Source organism: Streptomyces sp. P5F9 (genome assembly GCF_057961495.1).
Window position 1 is genome coordinate 1 of sequence record NZ_JBXVPZ010000072.1, and the last position, 23802, is coordinate 23802.

At 70.0% G+C, this 23802-nt stretch carries 20 protein-coding genes and 1 pseudogene; 9 read left to right on the forward strand and 12 right to left on the reverse strand.

Annotated elements, in window-relative coordinates:
- The 6 genes and pseudogenes from AC31A1_RS14835 to AC31A1_RS14860 all read right to left on the reverse strand — a co-directional run.
- Nucleotides 1-865: carbohydrate kinase family protein (locus AC31A1_RS14835; RefSeq protein WP_489653760.1), on the reverse strand; the 865-nt coding region annotated here is incomplete at its 3' end.
- Nucleotides 862-1770 carry a pseudouridine-5'-phosphate glycosidase gene (locus AC31A1_RS14840; RefSeq protein WP_489653761.1) on the reverse strand — a complete coding sequence of 303 codons (909 nt, stop codon included), beginning with the start codon at nt 1768-1770 and terminating at the stop codon, nt 862-864. The genes AC31A1_RS14840 and AC31A1_RS14835, both read right to left, overlap by 4 nt.
- 138 nt (nt 1771-1908) lie before the next feature.
- Nucleotides 1909-3141: a formaldehyde dehydrogenase, glutathione-independent gene (gene fdhA, locus AC31A1_RS14845; protein ID WP_489653762.1), complete on the reverse strand. Its 1233-nt coding sequence runs from the start codon at nt 3139-3141 to the stop codon at nt 1909-1911.
- A gap of 66 nt (nt 3142-3207) precedes the next feature.
- Nucleotides 3208-3795: pseudogene (locus tag AC31A1_RS14850) on the reverse strand (MFS transporter); the annotation flags it as partial.
- Nucleotides 3796-3804: 9 nt separating this feature from the next.
- Nucleotides 3805-4359, reverse strand: a complete 555-nt coding sequence (locus AC31A1_RS14855) for a methylated-DNA--[protein]-cysteine S-methyltransferase (protein ID WP_489653763.1) — start codon at nt 4357-4359, stop codon at nt 3805-3807.
- Nucleotides 4360-4404: 45 nt separating this feature from the next.
- Nucleotides 4405-5280, reverse strand: a complete 876-nt coding sequence (locus AC31A1_RS14860; RefSeq protein ID WP_489653764.1) for a glycerophosphodiester phosphodiesterase — start codon at nt 5278-5280, stop codon at nt 4405-4407.
- A 278-nt stretch (nt 5281-5558) separates the two neighbouring features.
- Between AC31A1_RS14860 and AC31A1_RS14865 the strand changes: the two genes are divergently transcribed.
- The 7 genes from AC31A1_RS14865 (at nt 5559) to AC31A1_RS14895 (ending at nt 14260) form a co-directional block, all read left to right on the forward strand.
- Complete coding sequence (locus AC31A1_RS14865) at nt 5559-6422, forward strand: MHYT domain-containing protein (RefSeq protein ID WP_489653765.1); 864 nt, start codon at nt 5559-5561, stop codon at nt 6420-6422.
- Nucleotides 6423-6462: 40 nt separating this feature from the next.
- Nucleotides 6463-8601, forward strand: coding sequence for an excinuclease ABC subunit UvrB (gene uvrB / locus AC31A1_RS14870; RefSeq protein ID WP_393752988.1), 2139 nt, complete (start codon nt 6463-6465; stop codon nt 8599-8601).
- A 158-nt stretch (nt 8602-8759) separates the two neighbouring features.
- Nucleotides 8760-9338, forward strand: coding sequence for a TerD family protein (locus AC31A1_RS14875; RefSeq protein WP_033283094.1), 579 nt, complete (start codon nt 8760-8762; stop codon nt 9336-9338).
- Nucleotides 9339-9388: 50 nt separating this feature from the next.
- Nucleotides 9389-11416, forward strand: a complete 2028-nt coding sequence (locus tag AC31A1_RS14880) for a TerD family protein (RefSeq protein WP_489653766.1) — start codon at nt 9389-9391, stop codon at nt 11414-11416.
- 234 nt (nt 11417-11650) lie between these two features.
- Complete coding sequence (locus AC31A1_RS14885) at nt 11651-12652, forward strand: TerC/Alx family metal homeostasis membrane protein (protein ID WP_489653767.1); 1002 nt, start codon at nt 11651-11653, stop codon at nt 12650-12652.
- 128 nt (nt 12653-12780) lie between these two features.
- Nucleotides 12781-13095: a DUF1330 domain-containing protein gene (locus AC31A1_RS14890; RefSeq protein ID WP_366494194.1), complete on the forward strand. Its 315-nt coding sequence runs from the start codon at nt 12781-12783 to the stop codon at nt 13093-13095.
- Nucleotides 13096-13156: 61 nt separating this feature from the next.
- A complete protein-coding gene (locus AC31A1_RS14895; protein WP_489653768.1) occupies nt 13157-14260 on the forward strand; it encodes a calcium:cation antiporter in 1104 nt (367 codons plus the stop codon).
- A 104-nt stretch (nt 14261-14364) separates the two neighbouring features.
- Here the strand turns inward: AC31A1_RS14895 and AC31A1_RS14900 are convergent, their stop codons facing one another.
- On the reverse strand, nt 14365-15636 hold the full coding sequence (locus tag AC31A1_RS14900; protein ID WP_489653769.1) for an MFS transporter: 1272 nt from the start codon (nt 15634-15636) through the stop codon (nt 14365-14367).
- Between the two features lie 173 nt (nt 15637-15809).
- On the opposite strand from AC31A1_RS14900, the gene aroQ reads away from it, so the two are divergent.
- Entirely contained in the window at nt 15810-16283 is a 474-nt protein-coding gene (gene aroQ / locus AC31A1_RS14905; RefSeq protein WP_489653770.1) for a type II 3-dehydroquinate dehydratase, read from the forward strand.
- Nucleotides 16284-16336: 53 nt separating this feature from the next.
- On the opposite strand, the gene AC31A1_RS14910 is transcribed toward aroQ, so the two are convergent.
- From AC31A1_RS14910 to AC31A1_RS14930, 5 genes are all read right to left on the reverse strand, one after another.
- Nucleotides 16337-17107 carry an amino acid ABC transporter ATP-binding protein gene (locus AC31A1_RS14910; protein ID WP_489653771.1) on the reverse strand — a complete coding sequence of 257 codons (771 nt, stop codon included), beginning with the start codon at nt 17105-17107 and terminating at the stop codon, nt 16337-16339.
- Nucleotides 17104-18021, reverse strand: a complete 918-nt coding sequence (locus tag AC31A1_RS14915; protein WP_489653772.1) for an amino acid ABC transporter permease — start codon at nt 18019-18021, stop codon at nt 17104-17106. The genes AC31A1_RS14910 and AC31A1_RS14915 overlap by 4 nt, the downstream gene beginning before the upstream one ends.
- Complete coding sequence (locus AC31A1_RS14920) at nt 18018-18902, reverse strand: ABC transporter substrate-binding protein (protein WP_489653773.1); 885 nt, start codon at nt 18900-18902, stop codon at nt 18018-18020. Before AC31A1_RS14920 ends, AC31A1_RS14915 begins: the two co-directional genes overlap by 4 nt.
- A gap of 305 nt (nt 18903-19207) precedes the next feature.
- Entirely contained in the window at nt 19208-19864 is a 657-nt protein-coding gene (locus tag AC31A1_RS14925) for an MBL fold metallo-hydrolase (RefSeq protein WP_489653774.1), read from the reverse strand.
- A gap of 10 nt (nt 19865-19874) precedes the next feature.
- Nucleotides 19875-20561 carry a maleylpyruvate isomerase family mycothiol-dependent enzyme gene (locus tag AC31A1_RS14930; RefSeq protein ID WP_489653775.1) on the reverse strand — a complete coding sequence of 229 codons (687 nt, stop codon included), beginning with the start codon at nt 20559-20561 and terminating at the stop codon, nt 19875-19877.
- 225 nt (nt 20562-20786) lie between these two features.
- Between AC31A1_RS14930 and uvrA the strand changes: the two genes are divergently transcribed.
- Nucleotides 20787-23765 carry an excinuclease ABC subunit UvrA gene (gene uvrA / locus AC31A1_RS14935; protein ID WP_489653776.1) on the forward strand — a complete coding sequence of 993 codons (2979 nt, stop codon included), beginning with the start codon at nt 20787-20789 and terminating at the stop codon, nt 23763-23765.
- Nucleotides 23766-23802 lie beyond the last annotated feature (37 nt).

Genomic DNA, 23802 nt, shown 5'->3' on the forward strand with positions numbered 1-23802 from the left:
CCGCCCGGCACCCCTCCCGCGCCGCCTCCTCCGGCTCGGCGCCCGCCAGCAGCGTCGCGAGGAAAGCCCCCGTGAAGGCATCCCCCGCACCCGTGGTGTCCCGGGGAACAGCCGGCTCGGCCGGTACGCGTGCGTGGACCGCCCCGGAGTGGGCGACCAGGGCTCCCTCGGCGCCCTGCTTGGTGACCACCAGGGGGACATGGCGGCTCAGCTTGGCCGCCGCGTCCGCCGGATCGGGCAACCCCGTGAGCAGGCACGCCTCGTCACGGCTCGGCAGCAGGACGTCCACTCCCTCGACGAGCGCGAGGAAGCGGTCCACGCCCAGCTCCACCAGGAACCCCGCCGACGCCGGATCCAGACTCACCGGCACCCCACGCGCGCGTGCCGACTCCAGCGCCACGGCCACCAGCGCCCGGCTCGGCTCGGAGAACAGCAGATACCCCGACAGATGCAGCCGTACGACACCATCGAGCAGCGCGTCCGACCAGTCGCCGGGATCGAGCCGCAGGGACGCACCGCTGTCCGTGAGGAACGTCCGCTCGGCCGACGCCCCCGTGTCGACCAGGCAGATCACCGTCCCGGTCGCCGCCTCCGGATCGACGACGAGACGGGGCCGTACCCCGGAGGCGACCAGCTCCCGCTCGTGCCACGCCGCCGCGTCCGCACCCACGCGACCGAGCAGCCGTACGTCCGTACAGCCCCAATGGGCCGCCCAGCACGCCACGTTGGCGCCCGCGCCGCCCGGCACGGTGCGGATCGCGGCGGCGGTGTCGGTGCCCGGGGCGAGCGGCCCCCGGTGCCGGGCGACGACGTCCGTGACGACGTCCCCGACGACCAGGAGGGCGCCGTTCGGCCTCGTCGTCACGCCTCGGCCCAGGCCGCCGCGATCCGCCCCGCCAGCCGTACGTTGCCGCGCACGGCCGCCAGGTTGGCGGTCAGCGAGGCACCGTCGGTGTGCTCGACCAGGTAGCCGAGCAGGAACGGGGTGACCGCCTGCCCGGTGACGCCCTCCGCCTCGCACGCGTGCAGCGCGTCGGCGAGCACGCGCGCGTGCAGCCCGGGATCCAACTGCTCGTCCTCGGGCACCGGATTGGCGACGATCAGCGTCGACTCCGGGGCGTCGAGCGCGTCCTGCGCCCGCATCACGGCCGCGACCTGCTCGGGGGTCTCCAGCGTCCAGTCCACCGGGTACCCCGAGTCGGAGAGGTAGAAGCCGGGGAAGCGGTCCGTACCGTATCCGGCGACCGCCACGCCCAGCGTCTCCAGGCGCTGCAGGGTCGCCGGCACGTCCAGGATCGACTTCACGCCCGCGCACACCACCGTGATCCGCGTGGACGCCAGCAGCCCCAGGTCGGCGGACTCGTCCTGCGTCACCGTCCACTCCCGGTGCACCCCGCCGAGCCCCCCGGTAGCGAACACCCGGATGCCCGCCCGCGCGGCCAGCAGCGCCGTCGCCGACACCGTGGTCGCCCCGCTGGCCCCCGCCGCCACCGCGAGCGGCAGGTCGCGGTGGCCCAGCTTGCGGATGCCGTCCTCGTTGGCGACCCGCTCCAACTGCTCCTTGTCCAGGCCGACATGGGGCCGCCCGTCCAGCACGGCGATCGTCGCGGGGACGGCGCCCTCCTGCCGTACCGCCGCCTCCAGCTCCAGCGCCACCTGGAGATTGCGCGGGCGCGGCAGCCCGTGCGCGATGATCGTCGACTCCAGGGCCACCACGGGTCGACGCGCGTCGATCGCCTCGCGTACTTCCTCGGACACCACCAGCACCACGCGCCTCCTGTCGTTCGGTCTTCCCTCATCCCTGGCGGGTGCCGGGCCTGGTCAAACCCTCGCGGACTGTGGGAGACACCACCAGCGGTCGACGTGGAAAAAGGGGGCCACGCGTGCGTGGCCCCCACTTTCCGTGTGTCAGACCGGGCTCACGCCCGCCAGCGTCCCGTGCGGATCGAGCACGTACTTGCGGCTGGCGCCCTGGTCGAACTCGGCGTAGCCCCGCGGTGCCTCCTCCAGGGAGATCGGGGTCGCGTTGACCGCCTTGGCGATGTGCACGCGCCCGTGCAGGATCGCCATCATCAGACTCCGGTGGTACGTCATCACCGGGCACTGACCGGTCGTGAACGCGTGGCTCTTGGCCCAGCCGAGCCCGAGCCGCACCTTCAGGGTGCCGCTCTTCGCGTCCTCGTCGACCCCGCCGGGGTCGGCGGTGACATACAGCCCGGGGATGCCCAGGGCACCGCCCGCGCGCGTGACGCCCATCAGCGAGTTGAGGACCGTCGCCGGCGCCTCCGGGGCGTCCGGGCCGTGCGCCCGTGCCTCGAAGCCGACCGCGTCGACCGCGGCGTCCACCTCGGGCTCGCCGAGGATCTCCGCGATCTGCTCCCCGATGTCGCCGCGCGAGACGTCGACGGTCTCGCAGCCGAAACTCCTTGCCTGGCCCAGGCGTTCGGCGTTGAGGTCGCCGACGATGACGACCGCGGCGCCCAGCAGCTGCGCGGACGCGGCCGCCGCCAGACCGACCGGACCCGCCCCGGCGACGTACACCGTGGACCCGACCCCGGCGCCCGCGGTGACCGCGCCGTGGAAACCGGTCGGGAAGATGTCCGACAGCATGGTCAGATCGAGCAGCTTCTCGCGTGCCTCGTCCCGGTCCGGGAACTTCAGCAGGTTGAAGTCCGCGTACGGGACCATGGCGTACTCGGCCTGACCGCCGACCCAGCCGCCCATGTCGACATAGCCGTAAGCCGCCCCGGGGCGGGCCGGGTTGACGTTCAGGCAGATGCCGGTCTTGCGTTCCTTGCAGTTGCGGCACCGCCCGCAGGCGATGTTGAACGGTACGGAGACGATGTCGCCCACGTCGATGAACTCGACGTCCGGCCCCCGTTCGACGACCTCTCCGGTGATCTCGTGTCCGAGGACCAGCCCCTCGGGCGCGGTCGTCCGACCACGCACCATGTGCTGGTCACTGCCACAGATGTTGCTGGCGAGCACCTTCAGGATCACCCCGTGCCGGGCCTTTCGGCCGACGTTGGCGGGGGCGACTCCCGGCCCGTCCTGCAGTTCAAGCGTCGGGTAGTCGATGGTCCTGACTTCCACCGCTCCCGGCTTGAGATACGCGACTGCCCTGTTTCCGCTTCCACTCATGCGTGTTCGCCGTCCCTTCGGCTCCGATCCCCCGGATGCCAGTGGCTGTGCGCACGGCGGAGTCTGCTACCGGCCGGGCCTCCCGGCCACCCTTCGCGGGACATCGGAAACCGGGATCTTCCGGGAGCGGGTGAGAAGGGCCGGCGCGGCCAGGGGTATCAGCAGGCAGGCGGCGGTGAGATTCAGCCAGCCGTAACGCGCCTCGGCGACCACCAGCCCGGCGACCGCTCCGCCGATGCCCGCCGAGGTGTTCATGGCGAGGTCGGACAGCCCCTGCGCGGCGGCACGCGCGGGCTGCGGCACCGAGTCCGTGAGCAGCGCCGAGCCGGAGACGAGCCCCGCCGACCAGCCCAGGCCCAGCACGAACAGCCCCAGCGCGATCCGCCCGTGACTCCCGCCCGCCGTACCGGCGAGGAACGCGGCGCAGGCCGGCAGCCCCACCGCGAGCCCTGTCCCGGACAGCCGCCCGACCCGGTCGGACAGCCTCCCCATCAGCGGCGAGAACGCGTACATCTCCGGGATGTGCCCGCTGATCACCAGCCCAACGAGATCGATGCTCGCCCCGTGGTGGCCCAACTCGACCGGCGTCATCGCCATCACCGACACCATCGCCGTGTGCGACACGGCCACGGTCACCAGCGCCAGCCGCGCCCGCCCGAGCCCTCAGAACAACGGCTCGGGCAGCACCCCCTCCAGCGCCAGCAGCTTCCTCTTGGTCTCCAGGCCGCCCCCGAACCCGCCGATGCCGCCGTCGCTCTCGACGACCCGATGGCACGGCACGACGACCGGCAGCGGATTGGACCCCATCGCCACCCCTACCGCCTGGGCCGCGAGCGGCTGCCCGACCCGCCCGGCCAGATCGCCGTACCCGACGACCGAGCCGTACCGCACGCCGGACGCCAGCTCGCGCAGCACCTGCCGGTTGAAGCCGGAGATCAGGGACCAGTCGAGCGGCAGCTCGAAGTCGCGCAGATCACCGGCGAAGTAGGCCTCGATCTGACGTATCGCCTCGGCCAGCAAGGGGGAGTCGGGCGCCTCCACCGGTTCGGTGCCCAGCCGGGTCGCCAGTCGGTCGAGGGTCTTGTCGCGCACCGCGTCCGTGGCGTGGAAGACCACGTTGACCAGGCCGTCCTGTGTCGCGGCCAGCAGCAGCGGACCGATGTCGGTGCCGACGACGGTCCACGCGACCCGCTGCTCGTTCTGCCCATGGCTGTCCATGCGCCCACCGTACGACCCGGCACTGACAACGCCCCGCGAGCGGCCTCAGAACCCGTTCAGCGCGGACCGCACCACGTCCGGCTTGTTCGTGATGAGCCCGTCCACGCCGTACCCGGCGACCTTCCAGGCGGTCGGCGCGTCGTCGACCGTCCAGGCGTACACCTCCATCGGACGGCCGTGCGGGCCCGTGTGTCCGTGCACGGCGGAGACGTAGCCCATGGAGATCGAGCCGTACGACGGGTTGATCAGGTCGGTGTAGGCGGCGTAGTCCTGCAGGGCGGACATGGGGGGCGTGCCGAGGAAGGCGGTCCTGATGGCGGGCCTCAGGTCGTGCACGACGCGGATGCTGTCCGCGCTGAAGCTCTGCACGATCAGCCGGTCGTCGAGGTGCCCCTCGTCCAGCCACCCCTCGTTGCCCAGGAGCTTGAGGGTCTGCTGCTCGATGCCGGGGTACAGCTCCGGGTTCTTGATCTCCAGGAGCAGGCTCTGACGGTTGTGCTCCACCTCGCGCATGTATTGCGTGAGCGTGGGCACGCGCGTGCCTGTGAACGCGGGACCGAACCAGCTTCCCGCGTCGAGGCGCGCGATCTCGGCGGCGGTGAAGTCCTTCACCTTCCAGGGAGCCCGATGGGGGAACACCTTCTGGACGTCGGTGGTGCGCTTCAGGCTGTCGTCGTGGATGACGACGAGTTCGCCGTCCTTGGTGCGCTGGACGTCGTTCTCGACCCACTGGAAGCCGAGCCGGGCCGCTTTGTCGATGGAGGCCAGGGTGTTCTCGGGCGCATAGGAGGACGCACCTCGATGGGCGACGACCGTGGGCCACTGGGCGGCGTCGCCGGCCCGGGCGGCGGGGGAGGGGAGCAGAAGGGCGGCGGCCCCCAGGAGCGCGGTGGTCGAGGCGGCAACTGCGCGCAGGTGCATGCGTACTCCTCGCATCGAGCGATCACATACAGCTCAAGGATGACAGCGGAACGTCACTACCCGTGGGGTACAGGATGGACACAGAATGAATGGTGTTGCCCAAGTCCGCTCACCGGTGCCGCACAAGTGGGGCAGGGCCGTGTTTCTTTGCCGGAAAATCGTTCGACCATTCCGGTGGGGGTCATACTCTCTGCGTCGACCCTGACCGTTCCGGCGGTCCTGGGGCTGGGCGCGTTTCAGGAATTCCGGAATGGAACAGGACGGAAGGGCAACTGCGCATGCAGGGCACGGTCGACGGATTCAGCTACGGACTCGTCACACCGCTGGTGGCCTACCTCATGGCGTGCCTCGGCGGCGCCCTCGGCCTGCGCTGCACCACCAGATCGATGCTCGTCGCCCAGTCCTGGCGCCCCGGATGGCTCGCCCTCGGATCGGCGGCGATCGGTTCCGGCATATGGACGATGCACTTCATCGCGATGATGGGGTTCTCGGTCCGCCAGACACCGGTCCACTACGACAAACCGATGACCTTCGCGAGCCTCGCCGTCGCCGTCGTCATGGTGGGCGTCGGGATCTTCATCGTCGGCTACCGGGGAGCCCGCGGGACGGCGCTCTTCACCGGCGGCACCCTCACCGGCCTGGGCATCGCCTCGATGCACTACCTGGGCATGGCCAGCATGCGTCTCAACGGCAAGCTCGAATACAACACGCTCACCGTCTCCGCGTCCGTCGTCATAGCGGTCGTCGCCGCGATCAGCGCCCTCTGGGCCGCCGGACAGGTCCGCGGGTTCCTGTGGAGCGTGGGCGCGAGCCTCGTCATGGGGCTCGCCGTCGCCGGCATGCACTACACCGGCATGGCCGCCCTCAGCGTCCACGTGCACGGCACGGCCCCGACCACCGACGGTGTGTCGGCCGCGTCCCTGCTCGCGCCCATGATGATCGGCCCCATCGCCTTCCTCCTCCTGGTCGGCGTCGTCGTGATGTTCGACCCGCTGATGGTCATGGGGAAGCCCGCTCAGGCTCCCGTCGAGCACAAGCCCGGCGTCCCGGCCGGCGCCCTCGTGCCGCACCCCCGGCGCACCCCCGTCCGCGCCGCCCGCGAGCTCGGGCACCGCCGCTCCCGCACCCCGCAGAACCGCTGATCCGACCCCGTTGTCAGTGGTGGGTCGTACGGTTGGTTCCATGCGGCCCGTTTCCCACATCGAACGCACGGTGGCGCCTTTCGAGGTCGTCAGCCCCTACCAGCCCAGCGGCGACCAGCCGGCGGCCATCGCCGAGCTGGCCCGACGCGTCGAGGCAGGTGAGAAGGACGTCGTCCTGCTGGGCGCGACCGGCACCGGCAAGTCCGCCACCACCGCGTGGATGATCGAGAAGCTCCAGCGCCCCACCCTCGTGATGGCGCCGAACAAGACCCTGGCCGCCCAGCTGGCCAACGAGTTCCGCGAGCTCCTGCCGAACAACGCCGTCGAGTACTTCGTCTCGTACTACGACTACTACCAGCCCGAGGCCTACGTCCCGCAGTCGGACACCTACATCGAGAAGGACTCCTCGGTCAACGAGGAGGTCGAGCGTCTGCGCCACTCCGCGACCAACTCGCTGCTCACCCGCCGCGACGTCATCGTGGTCGCCTCCGTCTCCTGCATCTACGGCCTCGGTACTCCGCAGGAGTACGTGGACCGCATGGTCCCCCTCAAGGTCGGCGACGAGATCGACCGCGACCAGCTGCTCCGCCGCTTCGTGGACATCCAGTACACGCGCAACGACGTGGCCTTCAGCCGCGGCACCTTCCGTGTCCGCGGCGACACCATCGAGATCTTCCCGGTCTACGAAGAACTGGCCGTCCGCATCGAGATGTTCGGCGACGAGATCGAAGCCCTCTCCACCCTCCACCCGCTCACCGGCGAGATCATCAGCGAGGACGAGCACCTCTACGTCTTCCCGGCCTCCCACTACATCGCCGGCCCCGAGCGCATGGAGCGGGCCGTCAACGACATCGAGAAGGAACTCGCCGAGCGGCTGGCCGAGATGGAGAAGCAGGGCAAGCTCCTGGAGGCCCAGCGCCTGCGCATGCGGACCACGTACGACCTGGAGATGCTCCGCCAGATCGGCTCCTGTTCCGGCGTCGAGAACTACTCGATGCACTTCGACGGCCGCGAGCCCGGCTCCGCGCCGAACACCCTGATCGACTACTTCCCGGAAGACTTCCTGCTCGTCATCGACGAGTCGCACAACACCGTCCCGCAGATCGGCGCCATGTACGAGGGCGACGCCTCCCGCAAGCGCACCCTCGTCGACCACGGCTTCCGGCTGCCCTCCGCCCTGGACAACCGCCCCCTGAAGTGGGAGGAGTTCCAGAAGCGCATCGGACAGACGGTCTACCTGTCGGCGACCCCGGGCAAGTACGAGCTCTCGCGCGCGGACGGCGCCGTCGAGCAGATCATCCGCCCCACCGGCCTCATCGACCCCGAGGTCGTCGTCAAGCCCACCGAGGGTCAGATCGACGACCTGGTGCACGAGATCCGCAAGCGCACCGAGAAGGACGAGCGGGTACTGGTCACCACGCTCACCAAGAAGATGGCCGAAGACCTCACGGACTACTTCCTGGAACTCGGCATCCAGGTCCGCTACCTGCACAGCGACGTCGACACCCTGCGCCGCATCGAGCTGCTGCGCGAGCTGCGCTCCGGCGAGTTCGACGTCCTGGTGGGCATCAACCTCCTCCGCGAGGGCCTCGACCTGCCCGAGGTGTCCCTGGTGGCCATCCTGGACGCCGACAAGGAGGGCTTCCTGCGCTCCGGCACCTCCCTGATCCAGACCATCGGCCGCGCGGCGCGCAACGTCTCCGGTCAGGTCCACATGTACGCCGACCGGATCACCCCGGCGATGGAGAAGGCCATCGAGGAGACCAACCGCCGCCGGGAGAAGCAGGTCGCGTACAACACGGAGCGCGGCATCGACCCCCAGCCGCTCCGCAAGAAGATCAACGACATCGTCGCGCAGATCGCCCGCGAGGACGTCGACACGGAGCAGCTGCTCGGCTCGGGCTACCGCAAGGCCAAGGACGGCAAGGGCGCCAAGACCCCCGTGCCCGCGCTCGGCGGCAAGGCCGCGAAGAGCGCCAAGTCCGCCAAGGGCAAGGCCCAGGACACCGTGCCCACCGACCGTCCCGCGGCCGAACTCGCCGAGCAGATCGAGGAGATGACGGCACGTATGCGTGCCGCCGCCGCGGACCTGCAGTTCGAGGTCGCGGCCCGGCTGCGCGACGAGGTCCACGAGATGAAGAAGGAACTGCGTCAGATGAAGGAGGGCGGCCTGGCCTGACCGCCCGGACGGACCGCCGGACCTCGGGGTATGCGCTCTGTGTTGCAAGACCGACACAAAGTCCGATGCGGGGTTCGGCACTGTCAGTGGCGCTGCGTAGGGTTCTGGACATCCGCGGATTCCGCGGCAACAGGGGACAGTTCGAGAGGGGAACAGCCGTGACGGTCAACATGACCAAGGGTCAGGCCATCAGTCTGCAGAAGAACGACGGGTCCGGCCTGACCGCGGTGCGCATGGGTCTCGGCTGGCAGGCGGCTCCCCGGCGCGGCCTGTTCGGCTCGCGCACCCGGGAGATCGACCTCGACGCGTCCGCCGTGCTGTTCGCCGACAAGCAGCCGGTCGACGTGGTGTTCTTCCGCCACCTGGTGAGCGACGACGGCTCCGTGCGCCACACCGGCGACAACCTCGTCGGCGGCGTCGGCCAGGGCGGGGACGACGAGGCGATCCTCGTCGACCTCGCGCGCGTGCCGGTACACATCGACCAGATCGTCTTCACCGTGAACTCCTTCACAGGCCAGACCTTCCAGGAGGTGCAGAACGCGTTCTGCCGCCTGGTCGACGAGACCAACGGCCAGGAGCTGGCCCGCTACACGCTGGCGGGCGGTGGCCAGTACACGGCCCAGATCATGGCGAAGGTGCACCGCACCGGTTCGGGCTGGACGCTGACGGCCCTCGGCACGCCGACCAACGGCCGCACCTTCCAGGACCTGATGCCGGCGATCCTGCCGCACCTGTAGGGCGGCCCGGCGCACACGACACGACACGGCTGAGCAGGGGGACGAGAGCGATGGCAGCCGAGCTGGTGCGAGGGCAGAACCACCCGCTCTCCCAAGTGCGCCTGGAGATCCGGGTCGCGGCCGGAAAGCCGGTCGTGGCCGCCGCCACGCTCGGCGACGAGCACGGCAGGATCCACGGCGTCGAGTGGGTGGCCCACCCGGGCACACCCACCCTGCCCGGCCTGGAGGTCTCCAAGCAGGCGGCCGCCGACCACCGCCTCGCGGTCGACCTGGGCGCCATGCCGGAGGCCGTGCACCGCGTCAGCGTGCTCCTCGCCCTGCCCCTCGGCGCCGACGGCCCCGCCCGCTTCGGCGCCGTGGCCGCGCCCTTCGTCGCGGTCACCGGCCTCGACGGCACCGAGGTCGCCAGCTATACCATCACCGGCCTGGACGCCGAATCCGCCGTCGTGGCCCTGGAGTTGTACCGCAGGCAGGGCGCCTGGAAGGTACGCGCCGTCGGCCAGGGCTACGCGGGCGGCCTCGCCGAACTCCTCACCGACCAGGGCCTGCCCCAGGCCCCCCACCTCGCGGGCACCATCAACGAAGCGGTGGCCCACGGCCTCGCCCGCTCCGTGGCCGCACCCCCACCGCGCACCCCGGACGGCGACCGCACCCGCCAGACGGCCACACCGGCCCTCGGCCCCGAGGGGAGCGGACCTACGACACAGGGCACCCCAGGAGCCGTAGCACCGCAGCCGACGTCTCCGTACGGGACGCAGGGCACCCCGGGGGGCGTAGCGCCGCAGTCCGGATTCCCCGGTTCCGCCGCGCCTGCCGACCCGGCCGCCACTCAGTCCGCCGCCCCCGCCTCCGGTGGCCCGATCGACTACAGCCATCCGCGTCGGCAGCAGACCGGGGCACCCCCGCAGCCCGCGCCGACCGCGGCGCCGGCTCAGCCCGGGCAGCCCGCGCGGCCCGTTGCCGGGGACGCGACCGGGTGGTCGATGGAGGAGCGGCTGTACAACCAGGTGTGGGGGATGTTCGAGGACCTCGCGCGCACCATGGCCGCGTACCGCAGTGCGGTCGACTTCGCGGACTCGCGCATGGAGAAGGAACTCGACCAGGCCCTGTCCGATCCGCGCAGCCGGATCGGTGGTCAGGGCGACGCGGCCCGGGAGGCGGCGCAGGTCAAGCACGCTCAACTCGTCGACCAGGCACGGGCGGCCCTGGACCGGGACCTCGCCCAGCTGGCCGCCGAGTCCGACGTGGTCGAACCCGCGCTTCCGCCGGCGTTCGCGGGCTGGGACAACCCCGTCTGGCACGGCTACCGCGTCCCGATGGAGATCCCGATGGCCGTGCGCCTCGGCGATCTCCACCTTCCGGAAAGCCCCGAGCTGCGCGTCCCGATGCTGGTCCGGCTGCCGTTGGAGCGCGGCATGTGGATCGACAGCGGTGGCGCGGAGTCCCTCGACGGCTCGTTCACCGACTCGCACGAGCTGCGGCGCCTCGCGCTGGACACGGCCGTGGCGCACGCGGCCCGGCTGCTCGCCGTCTATCCGGCGGGCGAGTTCGCCGTGCACGTCATCGACCCGGCCGGTTCGGCGGCGCAGGCGCTGGTCCCGCTGGTGCACACCGGCGTGCTCGCGGCGCCGCCCGCCGTGGGCGCCGCCGGGGTGACGGACGTGCTGACCCGGCTCACCCAGCGGGTGGACCTGGTGCAGATGGCGGTGCGCGGCGGTGCCGCCGACTCGCTGCCGCCCGGCCTCGACACGGCCGAGCAACTGCTGATCGTCAACGACTTCCCGCACGGCTTCGACGACCGGGCCGTGACCCAGCTGCGCTATCTCGCCGACGAGGGCCCGAGCGTCGGCGTCCATCTGATGATGGTCGCGGACCGCGAGGACGCGGCGGGCTACGGCCCGCTGCTCGACCCCCTCTGGCGTTCGCTGATGCGACTCACCCCGCTGCCGGACGACCACCTCGCCGACCCCTGGGTCGGACATGCCTGGACGTACGAGCCCTCGCTCGTGCCGTCCGGCAGCCAGGTGCTGCGGCAGGTGCTGACCGAGGTCGCGACGGCCCGGACCAAGCTCAGGTAAAGAGCCATCACCTGCACTTTTATCCCTTCTTTGGCAATCGCTTTACCTTTCCTTGGTGGTTGGGGTAGGCTTTTCCGTACGGAGGGGAGTACTCCCTATCTGCTGCGGCGTACCCGTCAATACGGATCAGGCCAGATCCCGGGGCGTCGGCCCTGGGCGCCCGTCCAAGGTGGAAGAGACCTCCGGTAGCGACGACGCTGACCATTTGCCGTTAATACCGCCGGAGGAGCAGTAGTGGATGTTTCCGTGACCCTGTGGGTCCTGACCATCGTGGGGCTGGCGGCCCTCATCGCGGTCGACTTCTTCATCGGCCGCAAGCCGCATGACGTGTCGATCAAGGAAGCCGGAATCTGGACGATCGTCTGGATCGCCCTCGCCGGACTCTTCGGACTCGGCCTGCTCGTCTTCGGGGACGGCCAGGCCGGCGGGGAGTTCTTCGCCGGCTTCATCACCGAGAAGTCGCTGAGCGTCGACAACCTCTTCGTCTTCGTCCTGATCATGGCGAAGTTCGCCGTGCCCTCGCAGTACCAGCAGCGGGTGCTGCTCGTCGGCGTCCTCATAGCCCTGGTCCTGCGGGCCATCTTCATCGCGGCCGGCGCGGCCATCCTCGCCAGCTTCGCGTGGGTCTTCTACATCTTCGGCGCCTTCCTCATCTGGACCGCCTGGAAGCTCATCCAGGAGGCCCGCGCCGACGAGGAGGAAGAGGAGTTCGAGGAGAACAAGCTGCTCAAGGCCGCCGAGCGCCGCTTCGGCGTGGCCGACCGGTACCACGGCACCAAGCTGTGGATCCGGGAGAACGGCAAGCGGGTCATGACCCCGATGCTGGTCGTGATGCTCGCGATCGGTACGACGGACGTGCTGTTCGCGCTCGACTCCATCCCCGCGATCTTCGGCCTGACCCAGGACCCGTACATCGTGTTCACGGCCAACGCCTTCGCGCTGATGGGCCTGAGGCAGCTGTACTTCCTCATCGGCGGCCTGCTGAAGAAGCTGGTCCACCTCAGCTACGGCCTGTCGGTCATCCTCGGCTTCATCGGCGTCAAGCTCGTCCTGCACGCACTGCACGAGTCCGGCGTCCATGTCCCGGAGATCTCCATCCCGGTCTCGCTGGGCGTGATCTGCGCGGTCCTGATCGTCACCACGATCACCAGCCTGATGGCCAACAAGAAGCAGGCGGCGGCCGAGGCGGCGCAGGCAGGGACCGAAGGCGCTCCGAAGGACAGCATCGACGCCTGACCACGTCCGACGTAGGAGAAACGATCACCGGGAGCACCGCACGATGAATTGCCGACCACCGCTCCCGGTGCTTCGTTGGATACCGAGCGCGACCGGTCCGGGAGCGCCACGGCCGCGTGGAGGTATCCATGGACGTATCGAAGAAGTTCGTGCAGATCGTCGACTTCGAGACCGATCGCTTCGACGAGATGCAGGCGGTTGCCGAGGAAGCGGACAAGCGGATGGCCGGCCGCGCCGGCGGGCCGACGCACCGCCTCGTCCTGCGGGACCGGAACAATCCGGGCCACGTCCTCGTCGTGATCGAGTTCGACTCGTACGAGGACGCCATGCGCAACAGCCAGGACCCCGAGACCGGCAAGATGGCCGAGCAGATGGCCGCGTTGTGTACCAGGCCGCCGTCGTTCACCGACTGCGACGTACTGGACATGACCGAGTTCAAGTAGCGCCGGACGGGCCCCGCACCGCCGGAATGCGGGGCCCGTACGCCTCTGCGAGGATCGCGTCATGATCACTCGGCTCAGGTCGCTCACCAACCGGTGGACGACCTTCGTACCGGTGCTCGCGGCCGTCCTTTTGATCTTCACCTGGGGGCGCAAGGATCTGCCCGCCGTGGTCGTCGCCCTGGTGACCCTGGTCCTCGCCGGCGCCGTGCTGGCCGCGGTGCACCACGCCGAGGTGATCGCCCACCGGGTCGGGGAACCCTTCGGCTCCCTCGTCCTCGCCGTCGCCGTCACGATCATCGAGGTCGCCCTGATCGTCACCCTGATGGCCGACGGCGGCGACAAGAGTTCGACCCTTGCCAGAGACACCGTCTTCGCGGCCGTCATGATCACCTGCAACGGCATCGTCGGCCTGGTCCTCATCGTCGCCTCGCTGCGCCACGGCACGGCGGTCTTCAACCCGGAGGGCACCGGCGCCGCCCTCGCCACTGTGGCGACCCTGGCCACGCTCAGCCTGGTCCTGCCGACCTTCACCACCAGCAAGCCGGGCCCGGAGTTCTCCGGCGCCCAGCTCACCTTCGCCGCGCTCTCCTCACTCGCCCTGTACGGCCTCTTCGTGGCCACGCAGACCGTGCGGCACCGCGACTACTTCCTGCCGGTCTCCCGGCAGGGCGAGGCGATCACCCAGGACCACCACGCGGACGCGCCCTCCGCCCGCACCGCCCTGATCAGCCTGGGCCTGCTGGGCCTCGCCCTGATCGGCGTGGTCGGACTGGCCAAGGGCGTCTCGCCGACCATCGAGTCCGGCGTCGAGGCGGCCGGGCTGCACCACGCAGTCGTCGGCGTGATCATCGCGCTGCTCGTGCTGCTTCCCGAGACCATCGCCGCCCTGCGCTCGGCCCGCCGCGACCGGGTGCAGACCAGCCTCAACCTCGCGCTGGGCTCCGCGATGGCCAGCATCGGCCTCACCATTCCCGCCGTCGCCCTCGCGTCCATCTGGCTCTCCGGCCCGCTCGTCCTCGGCCTCGGCTCCACACACATGGTGCTGCTCGCCCTGACGATCGTGGTGAGTTCGCTGACCGTGGTACCGGGCCGGGCGACACCGCTCCAGGGCGGAGTCCATCTGGTGCTGTTCGCGGCGTACTTGGAGCTGGCGATCAATCCGTAACGCGCGGAGTTCCGTGCGCGAGGCGCTCCGGACGGCACGTAAACGCTTGCGCAAGCCTTTACGTCTCCTGTCCTACGGCCTTACGTCCCTCGCCCCGCGAGCCCTCACCCGGTGACCGGCTCCGCGGCCACCGCCCCCATCGGCCGGGTCTCCGGCAGCAGCGCGAAGCAGCCCAGGCTGAACAGGGCGACCCCCGTCAGATAGGCGCCCACACCCCAGGGGACACGCCCACTGTGCCCCGCGAGAGCCGTCGCCACGATCGGGGTGAGCGCGCCACCGAGAACCCCGCCGAGGTTGTAGCCCACGGCGGCGCCCGTACAGCGCACCCGGGGCTCGTACAGCTCCGGCAGATACGCGCCGAGCACGGCGAACATCGTCACGAACGCGAGCAGCGCCCCCAGGAACCCGAGGAACATCAACAGCGGCGCACCCGTGGCGAGCAGCGCGACCATCGGGAACATCCACAACGCGGCGGCCGTGCACCCCAGCAGACACAGCGTCCGACGCCCGTAGCGGTCGCTCAACAGCGCCATCACGGGGGTCAGTGAACCCTTCACCACCACGGCGGCCATGATGCAGGCCAGCATCTCCGTACGGCCGACCCCGAGCCGCTCCGTACCGTAGGCGAGGGACCAGGTCGTCACCGCGTAGAAGATCGCGTACCCCACCGACAGCGCCCCGGCGGTCAGCAGGACCAGCCGCCAGTGCTCGCGCACCACTTCGGCGAGCGGCACACGCGCGTGGTCGTCGATTTCGAGGAACCGGGGGCTCTCGGCGAGCGACGAGCGCAGCCACAGCCCACCGAGGGCCAGCACCCCGGCCACCCAGAACGGCACCCGCCAGCCCCACTGCGCGAACTGGGCGTCCGTCAGGGTCGCCGACAGCGCCAGCATCACACCGTTGGCCAGCAGGAACCCCACCGCGGGCCCGGCCTGCGGAAAGCTCGACCACAGGCCGCGCCGCCCGGCCGGCGCGTGCTCGGCGGTCAGCAGCACCGCCCCGCCCCACTCCCCGCTGAGCCCCAGCCCCTGCAGAAAACGCAGCACCAGAAGGAGCACGGGAGCGGCCACCCCGATCGAGCCGTACGACGGTACGCAGCCGACCGCGACCGTCGAGGCACCGGTCAGCAGCAGCGAGGCGACGAGGACGGGCCGCCGTCCGCGCCGGTCCCCGAAGTGCCCGAACAGGATCGAGCCCAGCGGGCGCGCCACGAAACCCACCCCGAACGTCCCGAAGGCGGCCAGCGTCCCCGCCACCGGCGAGAACGTCGGGAAGAACAGGGGGCCGAGGACCAGGGCCGCAGCCGTGCCGTAGACGAAGAAGTCGTAGAACTCGATCGCGGTCCCGGCGAGCGAGGCGGCCGCGAGGCGCAGCATGGAAGGGGGTCTTACGGTGCGTACATCGTGCATGCCGCGTCAACTACCCACAGTGAGCAACGGTTACGGGGGCGTGCGGTGGTGCGGAGGGGTCGTGATAGACCGGGTCCGAGCAGCGGCCGTCGACCGGCGGCCCCGCCTCGAACGACATGTCCGAACGGACCGGAGGAACCGTGCCCCGCACCCTGGCCAACGCCCCGATCATGATCCTCAACGGCCCCAACCTGAACCTCCTGGGCCAGCGCCAGCCGGAGATCTACGGCTCCGACACGCTCGCCGACGTCGAGGCCCTGTGCGTCAAGGCGGCGGCGGGACTCGGCGGCACGGTGGACTTCCGGCAGTCCAACCACGAGGGCGAACTGGTCGACTGGATCCACGAGGCGCGCCTGAACCACTGCGGCATCGTGATCAACCCGGCCGCCTACTCGCACACCTCGGTCGCGATCCTGGATGCCCTCAACACCTGTGACGGGCTACCGGTGGTGGAGGTCCACATCTCCAACATCCACCAGCGCGAGTCGTTCCGGCATCACTCGTACGTCTCGCTGCGCGCCGACGGTGTCATCGCGGGGTGCGGTGTGCAGGGGTACGTGTTCGGCGTGGAGCGGGTCGCCGCGCTGGCGGGCGCGGGGAAGGCCGACGCGTAAGCACCGGCCTCCAGGCGTACGCCCCTTACAGACCACCAGTTACAGACGCCCCGTTACAGCCGGCCCGCCTCCACGATCCGTCGCAGGAAGCGCTGCGTGCGCTCCTGCTGCGGGTCGCCGAAGATCTGCTGGGCCGTGCCGCGCTCCAGGACGACCCCTCCGTCCAGGAAACACACCTGGTCGGCGACGTCCCGGGCGAAGCCCATCTCGTGCGTGGCCAGCACCATGGTCATGCCCTCGTCCTTCAAGTCCCGCACCACGGCGAGCACTTCACCGACCAGCTCGGGGTCGAGCGCGGCGGTGATCTCGTCGAAGAGCAGCAGCCGGGGACGTACGGCCAGCGCGCGCACGATCGCCACCCGCTGCTGCTGACCGCCGCTCAGCCGGTCCGGGTAGGCGCCCGCCTTGTCCCCGAGCCCGAGCCGCTCCAGCAGTTCACGCGCGTGTGCCTCGGCCTCCGCACGGGACACGCCGTGCACCCGGCGCGGGGCCAGGGTGATGTTCTCCAGGACCGTCATGTGCGGGAACAGGTTGTACGCCTGGAACACCACGCCGATACGGCGCCGTATCGCGTCCGGGTCGACGCGCGGGTCGGTGATCTCCTCGCCGTCCAGCCAGATCGCGCCGTCGTCGATGTCCTCCAGGAGGTTCGCGCAGCGCAACAGCGTCGACTTGCCGGAGCCGGAGGCGCCGATCAGCGCGGTCACCGTGTGCTGCGGGACCTCCAGGTCGACGTCCCGCAGGACGACCGACGTGCCGAAGGTCTTGCGGACGGACTCCATGCGCAGCACGGGCGAGGCGGCGGAGATGTCTTCGGTGCTCATGTCGTGCCTCCCTGGGCGCGCTGCCGGTCCATCCGCGCGGTCACCCAGTCCGTGAAGCGGGTCATCGGGATGGTCAGCGCCACGAAGACGAGCCCCGCGACGATGTACGGCGTGTAGTTCAGGGCGCGCTGCGCGATGATGTCGGACGCCCGTACGGCGTCGATCGCGCCGCCGATCGACACGAGCCCGGTGTCCTTCTGGAGGGACACGAGATCGTTCAACAAGGGCGGCACCTGCCGGCGTACGGCCTGGGGGAGTACCACGTGCCGCAGCGCCTGCCGGTTGCTCAGGCCCAGTGAGCGGGCCGCGGCGCGCTGCGAGGGGTGCACGGACTCGATGCCCGCGCGGAACACCTCGGCGACGTACGCCGAGTACGTGAGCGTCAGCGCCGCACCGCCCAGCCACACGGGGTCGACGGTCAGGCCCTGGAGGCGCAGAGCGGGCACTCCGAAGACCACGATCATCAGGTTGATGATCAGCGGCAGCCCGCGGAAGAAGTCCGTGTACGCGGCGGCCAGCACCCGCAGGGGGAAGAACACCGGCCCGCGCAGGGTGCGCGCGATGGCGATCAGCATGCCCAGGACGAGCACCAGCACGCCGCAGATCAGCAGCAGCCGGACGTTCAGCCACAGCCCTTCGAGGACCTTGGGGAACGCCTCGCGCGCGTAGTGCCCGTCGAAGAAGGTCTCCTTGGTGCGCTCCCAGCCCGGCGCGCTGACCACGACCACGTACAGGACGACGGCCGTGACCAGGGTCGACACCGCGGCGATGGCCGTCGCGCGCCGGGCACGCGTGCGCTTGTGCCGCTCGCGGTCAAGGCGCCGCCGCGAGGGGACGTACGTGTCGCCCCCGCCGGGCATGTCGCCCTTGTCGTCCGCGGCCTCCCGGCCGGAGTCGTCCTTCACCACGGTCACTTGAGGACCGGGGCGTCGACGGCGTCGGAGAGCCACTGCTTCTCCAGCGCGGCCAGTGTGCCGTCCTTGCGGAGGGCGTCCACGGCCGACGTGACGCACGACGTGAGGTCGCTGCCCTTGTCGAGGACGAGCCCGAACTGCTCGGGCGTGCCGCCCTGGTTCTCGAACTGGCCGACGATCTTGGCGTTGGTCACCTCGGCCGAGGTGATGTAGAAGGCGGTCGGCAGGTCGACGACGATCGCGTCGACCTGGCCGTTCTTGAGTGCGGAGACGGCCTGGTCGTTCTTGGAGAACGCGGCCTCCTGCTGCGTCGGCTTCACCACGTCGCTGATGTAGTTCAGGCTCGTGGTGCCGACCTGGGCGCCCAGCTTGAGGCCCTTCAGACCCGCGATGCTCGTCGCCTTGGCGGCCTTGCCGCCCTTGAGCGCGATGACGGCCTGACGCACGTCGTAGTAGCCGGACGAGAAGTCGACGGCCTTCTTGCGCTCGGTGCTGATCGACACCTGGTTGATGTCGAAGTCGAAGGTCTTCACGCCGGGCGCGAAGGCCTTGTTGAAGGGGACGCTCTGCCAGACGACGGCGCTCTTGTCGTAGCCGAGCTGCTTCGCCACGGCGTACGCGACCGCAGACTCGAAGCCCTTGCCGTTGGCGGGCTTGTCGTCCTCGAACCACGGCTCGTACGCCGGCTCGTCCGTCGCGATCGTCAGCTTGCCGGAGGTCTGGGTGGCCAACTTGCCCTTGGCGCAGGTGGTCGCGGTCGAACCGGAGGCCTGGTCCGAGGCCTTGTCCTCCGGCTGCGGAGCGCAGCCGACGGCGGTGGCGAGCAGGGCTACGGTTGCGGCGGATATCGCGCGGCGCAGTACGCGAGGGGCAAGGTGCATGGCGGGAGAGTGACAGTCGGACGTCCTGATTGTCCAGGTCACAGCCCCGAATGTCCGCATAGTGGGAACACTTGTTGCGCTCTTGTGAACAGCACCTGTGGGACGCCGATTCCGGCCCGCTCGCCGGGGCCGCCGGTCGAGGGCGGGGAATGATGGACCGGCGGCCCGTCCGCGCAGGAGCCGTCGTCCTGAGCGGGGCTGCTTCCAGTTGACCGCGCAACCACGTGCGTGGGGAGCGCGTGCGGGACACCGGCGTGTGCGAAGGATTCACACGGGGCGCGTACGCGCCGGTTCCTGTCGGGCCGTCACCACCCGCGCGCGTGCCACTCCGGCAGGTGCGGGCGCTCCGCGCCCAGCGTCGTGTCGTTGCCGTGCCCCGGGTAGACCCAGGTCTCGTCCGGGAGCGTGCCGAAGATCTTCGTCTCGACGTCGCGGATCAGGCTCGCGAACGCCTCGGGGTCCTTCCGGGTGTTGCCCACGCCACCCGGGAACAGGCAGTCCCCGGTGAACACATGAGGGTGCCCGTGCGGGTCGTCGTAGACGAGCGCGATCGAGCCCGGCGTATGGCCCACGAGGTGACGCGCGGTCAGCTCGACCTGTCCCACGCGGATCGTGTCGCCGTCGTCGACCAGGACGTCCGTCGGCACCGGGATGCCGTCGGCGTCCTCGCGGCCCGCGTACGTACGCGCGCGCGTGGCCGTCACGACCTCGGCGAGCGCCTGCCAGTGGTCGCCGTGCTGGTGGGTGGTGACGACGGACGCGATGCCGTCCTCGCCGATCGTGCCGAGCAGGGTCTCCGCGTCGTTGGCCGCGTCGATCAGCAACTGCTCGTCCGTGGCCCGGCAGCGCAGCAGATAGGCGTTGTTGTTCATGGGCCCGACCGCGATCTTGGTGATCATCAGGTCCGTGAGTTCGTGCACATCCGCCGGTCCGCCGACCGTCACCTCGCCGCTGTACGTCATGGCGGTCACCCTATAGCGGGGGCAGCGTCGGCAAGGAGTCCCCGTCGACCGTCAGGCCGGACCCGTCACGGCGTCCGCAGAGCCAGCCGAGCAGAGCCGCCGGGCTGCCGGTGACGGTGATTTCGGGCTTCTCGGCGGACCGGCCCGTGCTCCACGCGTGCGTGCCGTCGGTGAGGTGGGTCGACGGTACGCCCGGGTGCCCGTCGAACCGCTCGACCAGGAAGGCGATCTCCCGCTGGGTGAACTCCTCCGGCAGATCCTCCAGTTCGTACCCGGTCCCCAGGTCCACGTGATGCAGCTCGACCTCGGCCCAGCGCCGGAACGGGATCCGGGACGCGGAGTCGACGACCCCGTTGCGCAGCTCCACGGTGCGGGACCAGTCCGCGGGAGCGGCACCCGCGTCCTGGAAACGGGCCCCGCTCTCGCGCACGTCGGCGAGCTGGACGTCCAGGGGGCGAGGAGCGTCGCGCTCGATGTCGGCATCGCGGACGCTCGCCGTCGCGTACATGGGGCGCCCCTCCAGGACGTTCACGAGGGCGTCCGCGTTCCGGGCGAGGTGGGCGAGGACGTGACCGCGGCTCCAGCCGGGAAGCCGTGACGGCTCGGCCACGGAAACGTTGTCCAGTGCGGCGGCAGCGGTGAGCACTCGCTCGGTCGCATCACGTACAGAGGCCAGGTCATGAGCGTGATCAATCATGCTGCTGACCCTAGTCCCGCCACACCTTTGGGTGAAGGTGGTGAAGCAGTGCCGTAAATCGAATGCGCGTGCTATATCGTCGGGTGCGGCGTCGGGCATGCTGGAAGGCCGGAGGTTGTTATGCCTCGGCCGGGATTCCGACCGGCGTTGTCAGTGGCTCCCCCTAGTCTGAGAACGACGGGGGCCCCGCCCCTGTCACTTCTCTCAAGAAAGGTGCGGACCGGCGTGGCCGACCGTCTCATCGTCCGTGGCGCGCGCGAGCACAATCTGAAGAATGTCTCGCTCGACCTTCCACGCGACTCGCTCATCGTTTTCACGGGCCTGTCCGGGTCGGGCAAGTCCTCCCTGGCCTTCGACACGATCTTCGCCGAGGGCCAGCGGCGCTACGTGGAATCGCTCTCCTCGTACGCCCGCCAGTTCCTCGGCCAGATGGACAAGCCGGACGTCGACTTCATCGAGGGTCTCTCCCCGGCCGTCTCCATCGACCAGAAGTCGACCTCGCGCAACCCGCGCTCGACGGTCGGCACCATCACCGAGGTCTACGACTACCTGCGCCTCCTCTTCGCGCGCATCGGCAAGCCGCACTGCCCGGAGTGCGGCCGGCCCATCTCGCGCCAGTCGCCGCAGGCCGTCGTCGACAAGGTCCTGGCGCTGCCCGAGGGAAGCCGCTTCCAGGTCCTGTCGCCGCTGGTGCGCGAGCGCAAGGGTGAGTTCGTCGACCTCTTCGCGGACCTCCAGACCAAGGGCTACAGCCGCGCGCGCGTGGACGGCGAGACCATCCAGCTCTCCGAGCCGCCCGTTCTGAAGAAGCAGGAGAAGCACACCATCGAGGTGGTCATCGACCGCCTCACGGTGAAGGACTCCGCCAAGCGCCGCCTCACCGACTCCGTGGAGACCGCCCTCGGGCTGTCCGGCGGCATGGTCGTGCTCGACTTCGTCGACCTCCCCGAGGACGACCCCGAGCGCGAGCGCATGTACTCGGAGCACCTGTACTGCCCGTACGACGACCTGTCCTTCGAGGAGCTGGAGCCCCGCTCCTTCTCCTTCAACTCGCCCTTCGGTGCCTGCCCCGAGTGCTCCGGCATCGGCACGCGCATGGAGGTCGACGCCGAGCTGATCGTCCCGGACGAGGACAAGTCCCTGGACGAGGGCGCCATCCACCCGTGGTCGCACGGCCACACCAAGGACTACTTCAGCCGCCTCATCGGCGCCCTCGCGGACGCGCTGGGTTTCCGCACCGACATCCCCTTCGCGGGCCTTCCGCAGCGCGCCAAGAAGGCCCTGCTCTACGGCCACAAGACGCAGATCGAGGTCCGGTACCGGAACAGGTACGGACGCGAGCGGGTCTACACGACGCCCTTCGAAGGCGCCGTCCCCTTCGTGAAGCGGCGGCACGGCGAGGCGGAGAGCGACGCCAGCAGGGAGCGCTTCGAGGGCTATATGCGCGAGGTGCCCTGCCCCACCTGTCACGGCACGCGCCTGAAGCCCGTCGTCCTCGCGGTCACGATCATGGACAAGTCGATCGCCGAGATCTCCGGGATGTCCATCAGCGACTGCGCGGAGTTCCTGGGCGGCATGAAGCTCGACGCCCGCGACAAGAAGATCGCCGAGCGCGTGCTGAAGGAGTGCAACGAGAGGCTGCGCTTCCTGGTCGACGTCGGCCTCGACTACCTCTCGTTGAACCGCGCGGCCGGCACGCTCTCCGGCGGCGAGGCCCAGCGCATCCGCCTGGCCACCCAGATCGGCTCCGGACTCGTCGGCGTCCTGTACGTCCTCGACGAGCCCTCCATCGGCCTGCACCAGCGTGACAACCACCGGCTGATCGAGACCCTGGTCCGGCTGCGCGACATGGGCAATACGCTCATCGTCGTCGAGCACGACGAGGACACCATCAAGGTCGCCGACTGGATCGTCGACATCGGCCCCGGCGCGGGCGAGCACGGCGGCAAGGTCGTGCACAGCGGCTCCCTGAAGGAGCTGCTCGCCAACGACGAGTCGATGACCGGTCAGTACCTGTCCGGCAAGAAGGCCATCCCGCTGCCCGAGATCCGGCGCCCGCTCGACCCCTCCCGGCGGCTCACGGTGCACGGCGCCCGGGAGAACAACCTCCAGGACATCGACGTCTCGTTCCCCCTGGGCGTGTTCACCGCGGTCACCGGCGTCTCCGGTTCCGGCAAGTCGACGCTGGTCAACGACATCCTGTACACGCACCTGGCCCGCGAGCTGAACGGCGCGAGGAACGTGCCGGGACGGCACACGCGCGTGGACGGCGACGACCTCGTCGACAAGGTCGTGCACGTCGACCAGTCGCCCATCGGCCGCACCCCCCGGTCCAACCCGGCGACGTACACCGGAGTCTTCGACCACGTCCGCAAGCTGTTCGCGGAGACCACCGAGGCGAAGGTGCGGGGCTATCTGCCCGGCCGCTTCTCCTTCAACGTCAAGGGCGGCCGCTGCGAGAACTGCGCGGGCGACGGCACCATCAAGATCGAGATGAACTTCCTGCCGGACGTCTACGTCCCGTGCGAGGTGTGCCACGGCGCCCGCTACAACCGGGAGACGCTGGACGTCCACTACAAGGGCAAGTCCATCGCCGACGTCCTGAACATGCCGATCGAGGAGGCCACGGAGTTCTTCGAGGCGGTCCCCGGGATCGCCCGCCACCTCAACACCCTCAAGGACGTCGGCCTCGGCTACGTCCGGCTCGGCCAGTCCGCGACCACCCTGTCCGGCGGTGAGGCACAGCGCGTCAAGCTCGCCAGCGAGCTCCAGCGCCGCTCCACCGGCCGTACGGTCTACGTCCTGGACGAGCCGACCACCGGCCTGCACTTCGAGGACATCAGCAAGCTCCTCACGGTGCTCGGCGGCCTGGTCGACAAGGGCAACACGGTCATCGTCATCGAGCACAACCTCGACGTGATCAAGGTCGCCGACTGGGTCGTCGACATGGGTCCCGAGGGCGGCGCGGGCGGCGGTCTGGTCATCGCCGAGGGCACACCGGAGCAGGTCGCGGCCGTAGGGGCCAGCCACACCGGCAAGTTCCTGCGCGAGATCCTCGACGCCGACCGGATCAGCGACGGGGCCCCGGTGAAGGCCCCGCGCAAGACGGCCGCCAAGAAGACCGTGGCGGTCGCGGCGAAGAAGTCCGTGCCTGCCAAGAAGGCCACGCCCGCGAAGAAGACGACGCGAGCCCGCAAGGCCTGACCGGCAGCGAGAACGCGCGTGTGGCGCCCTGCGGGAA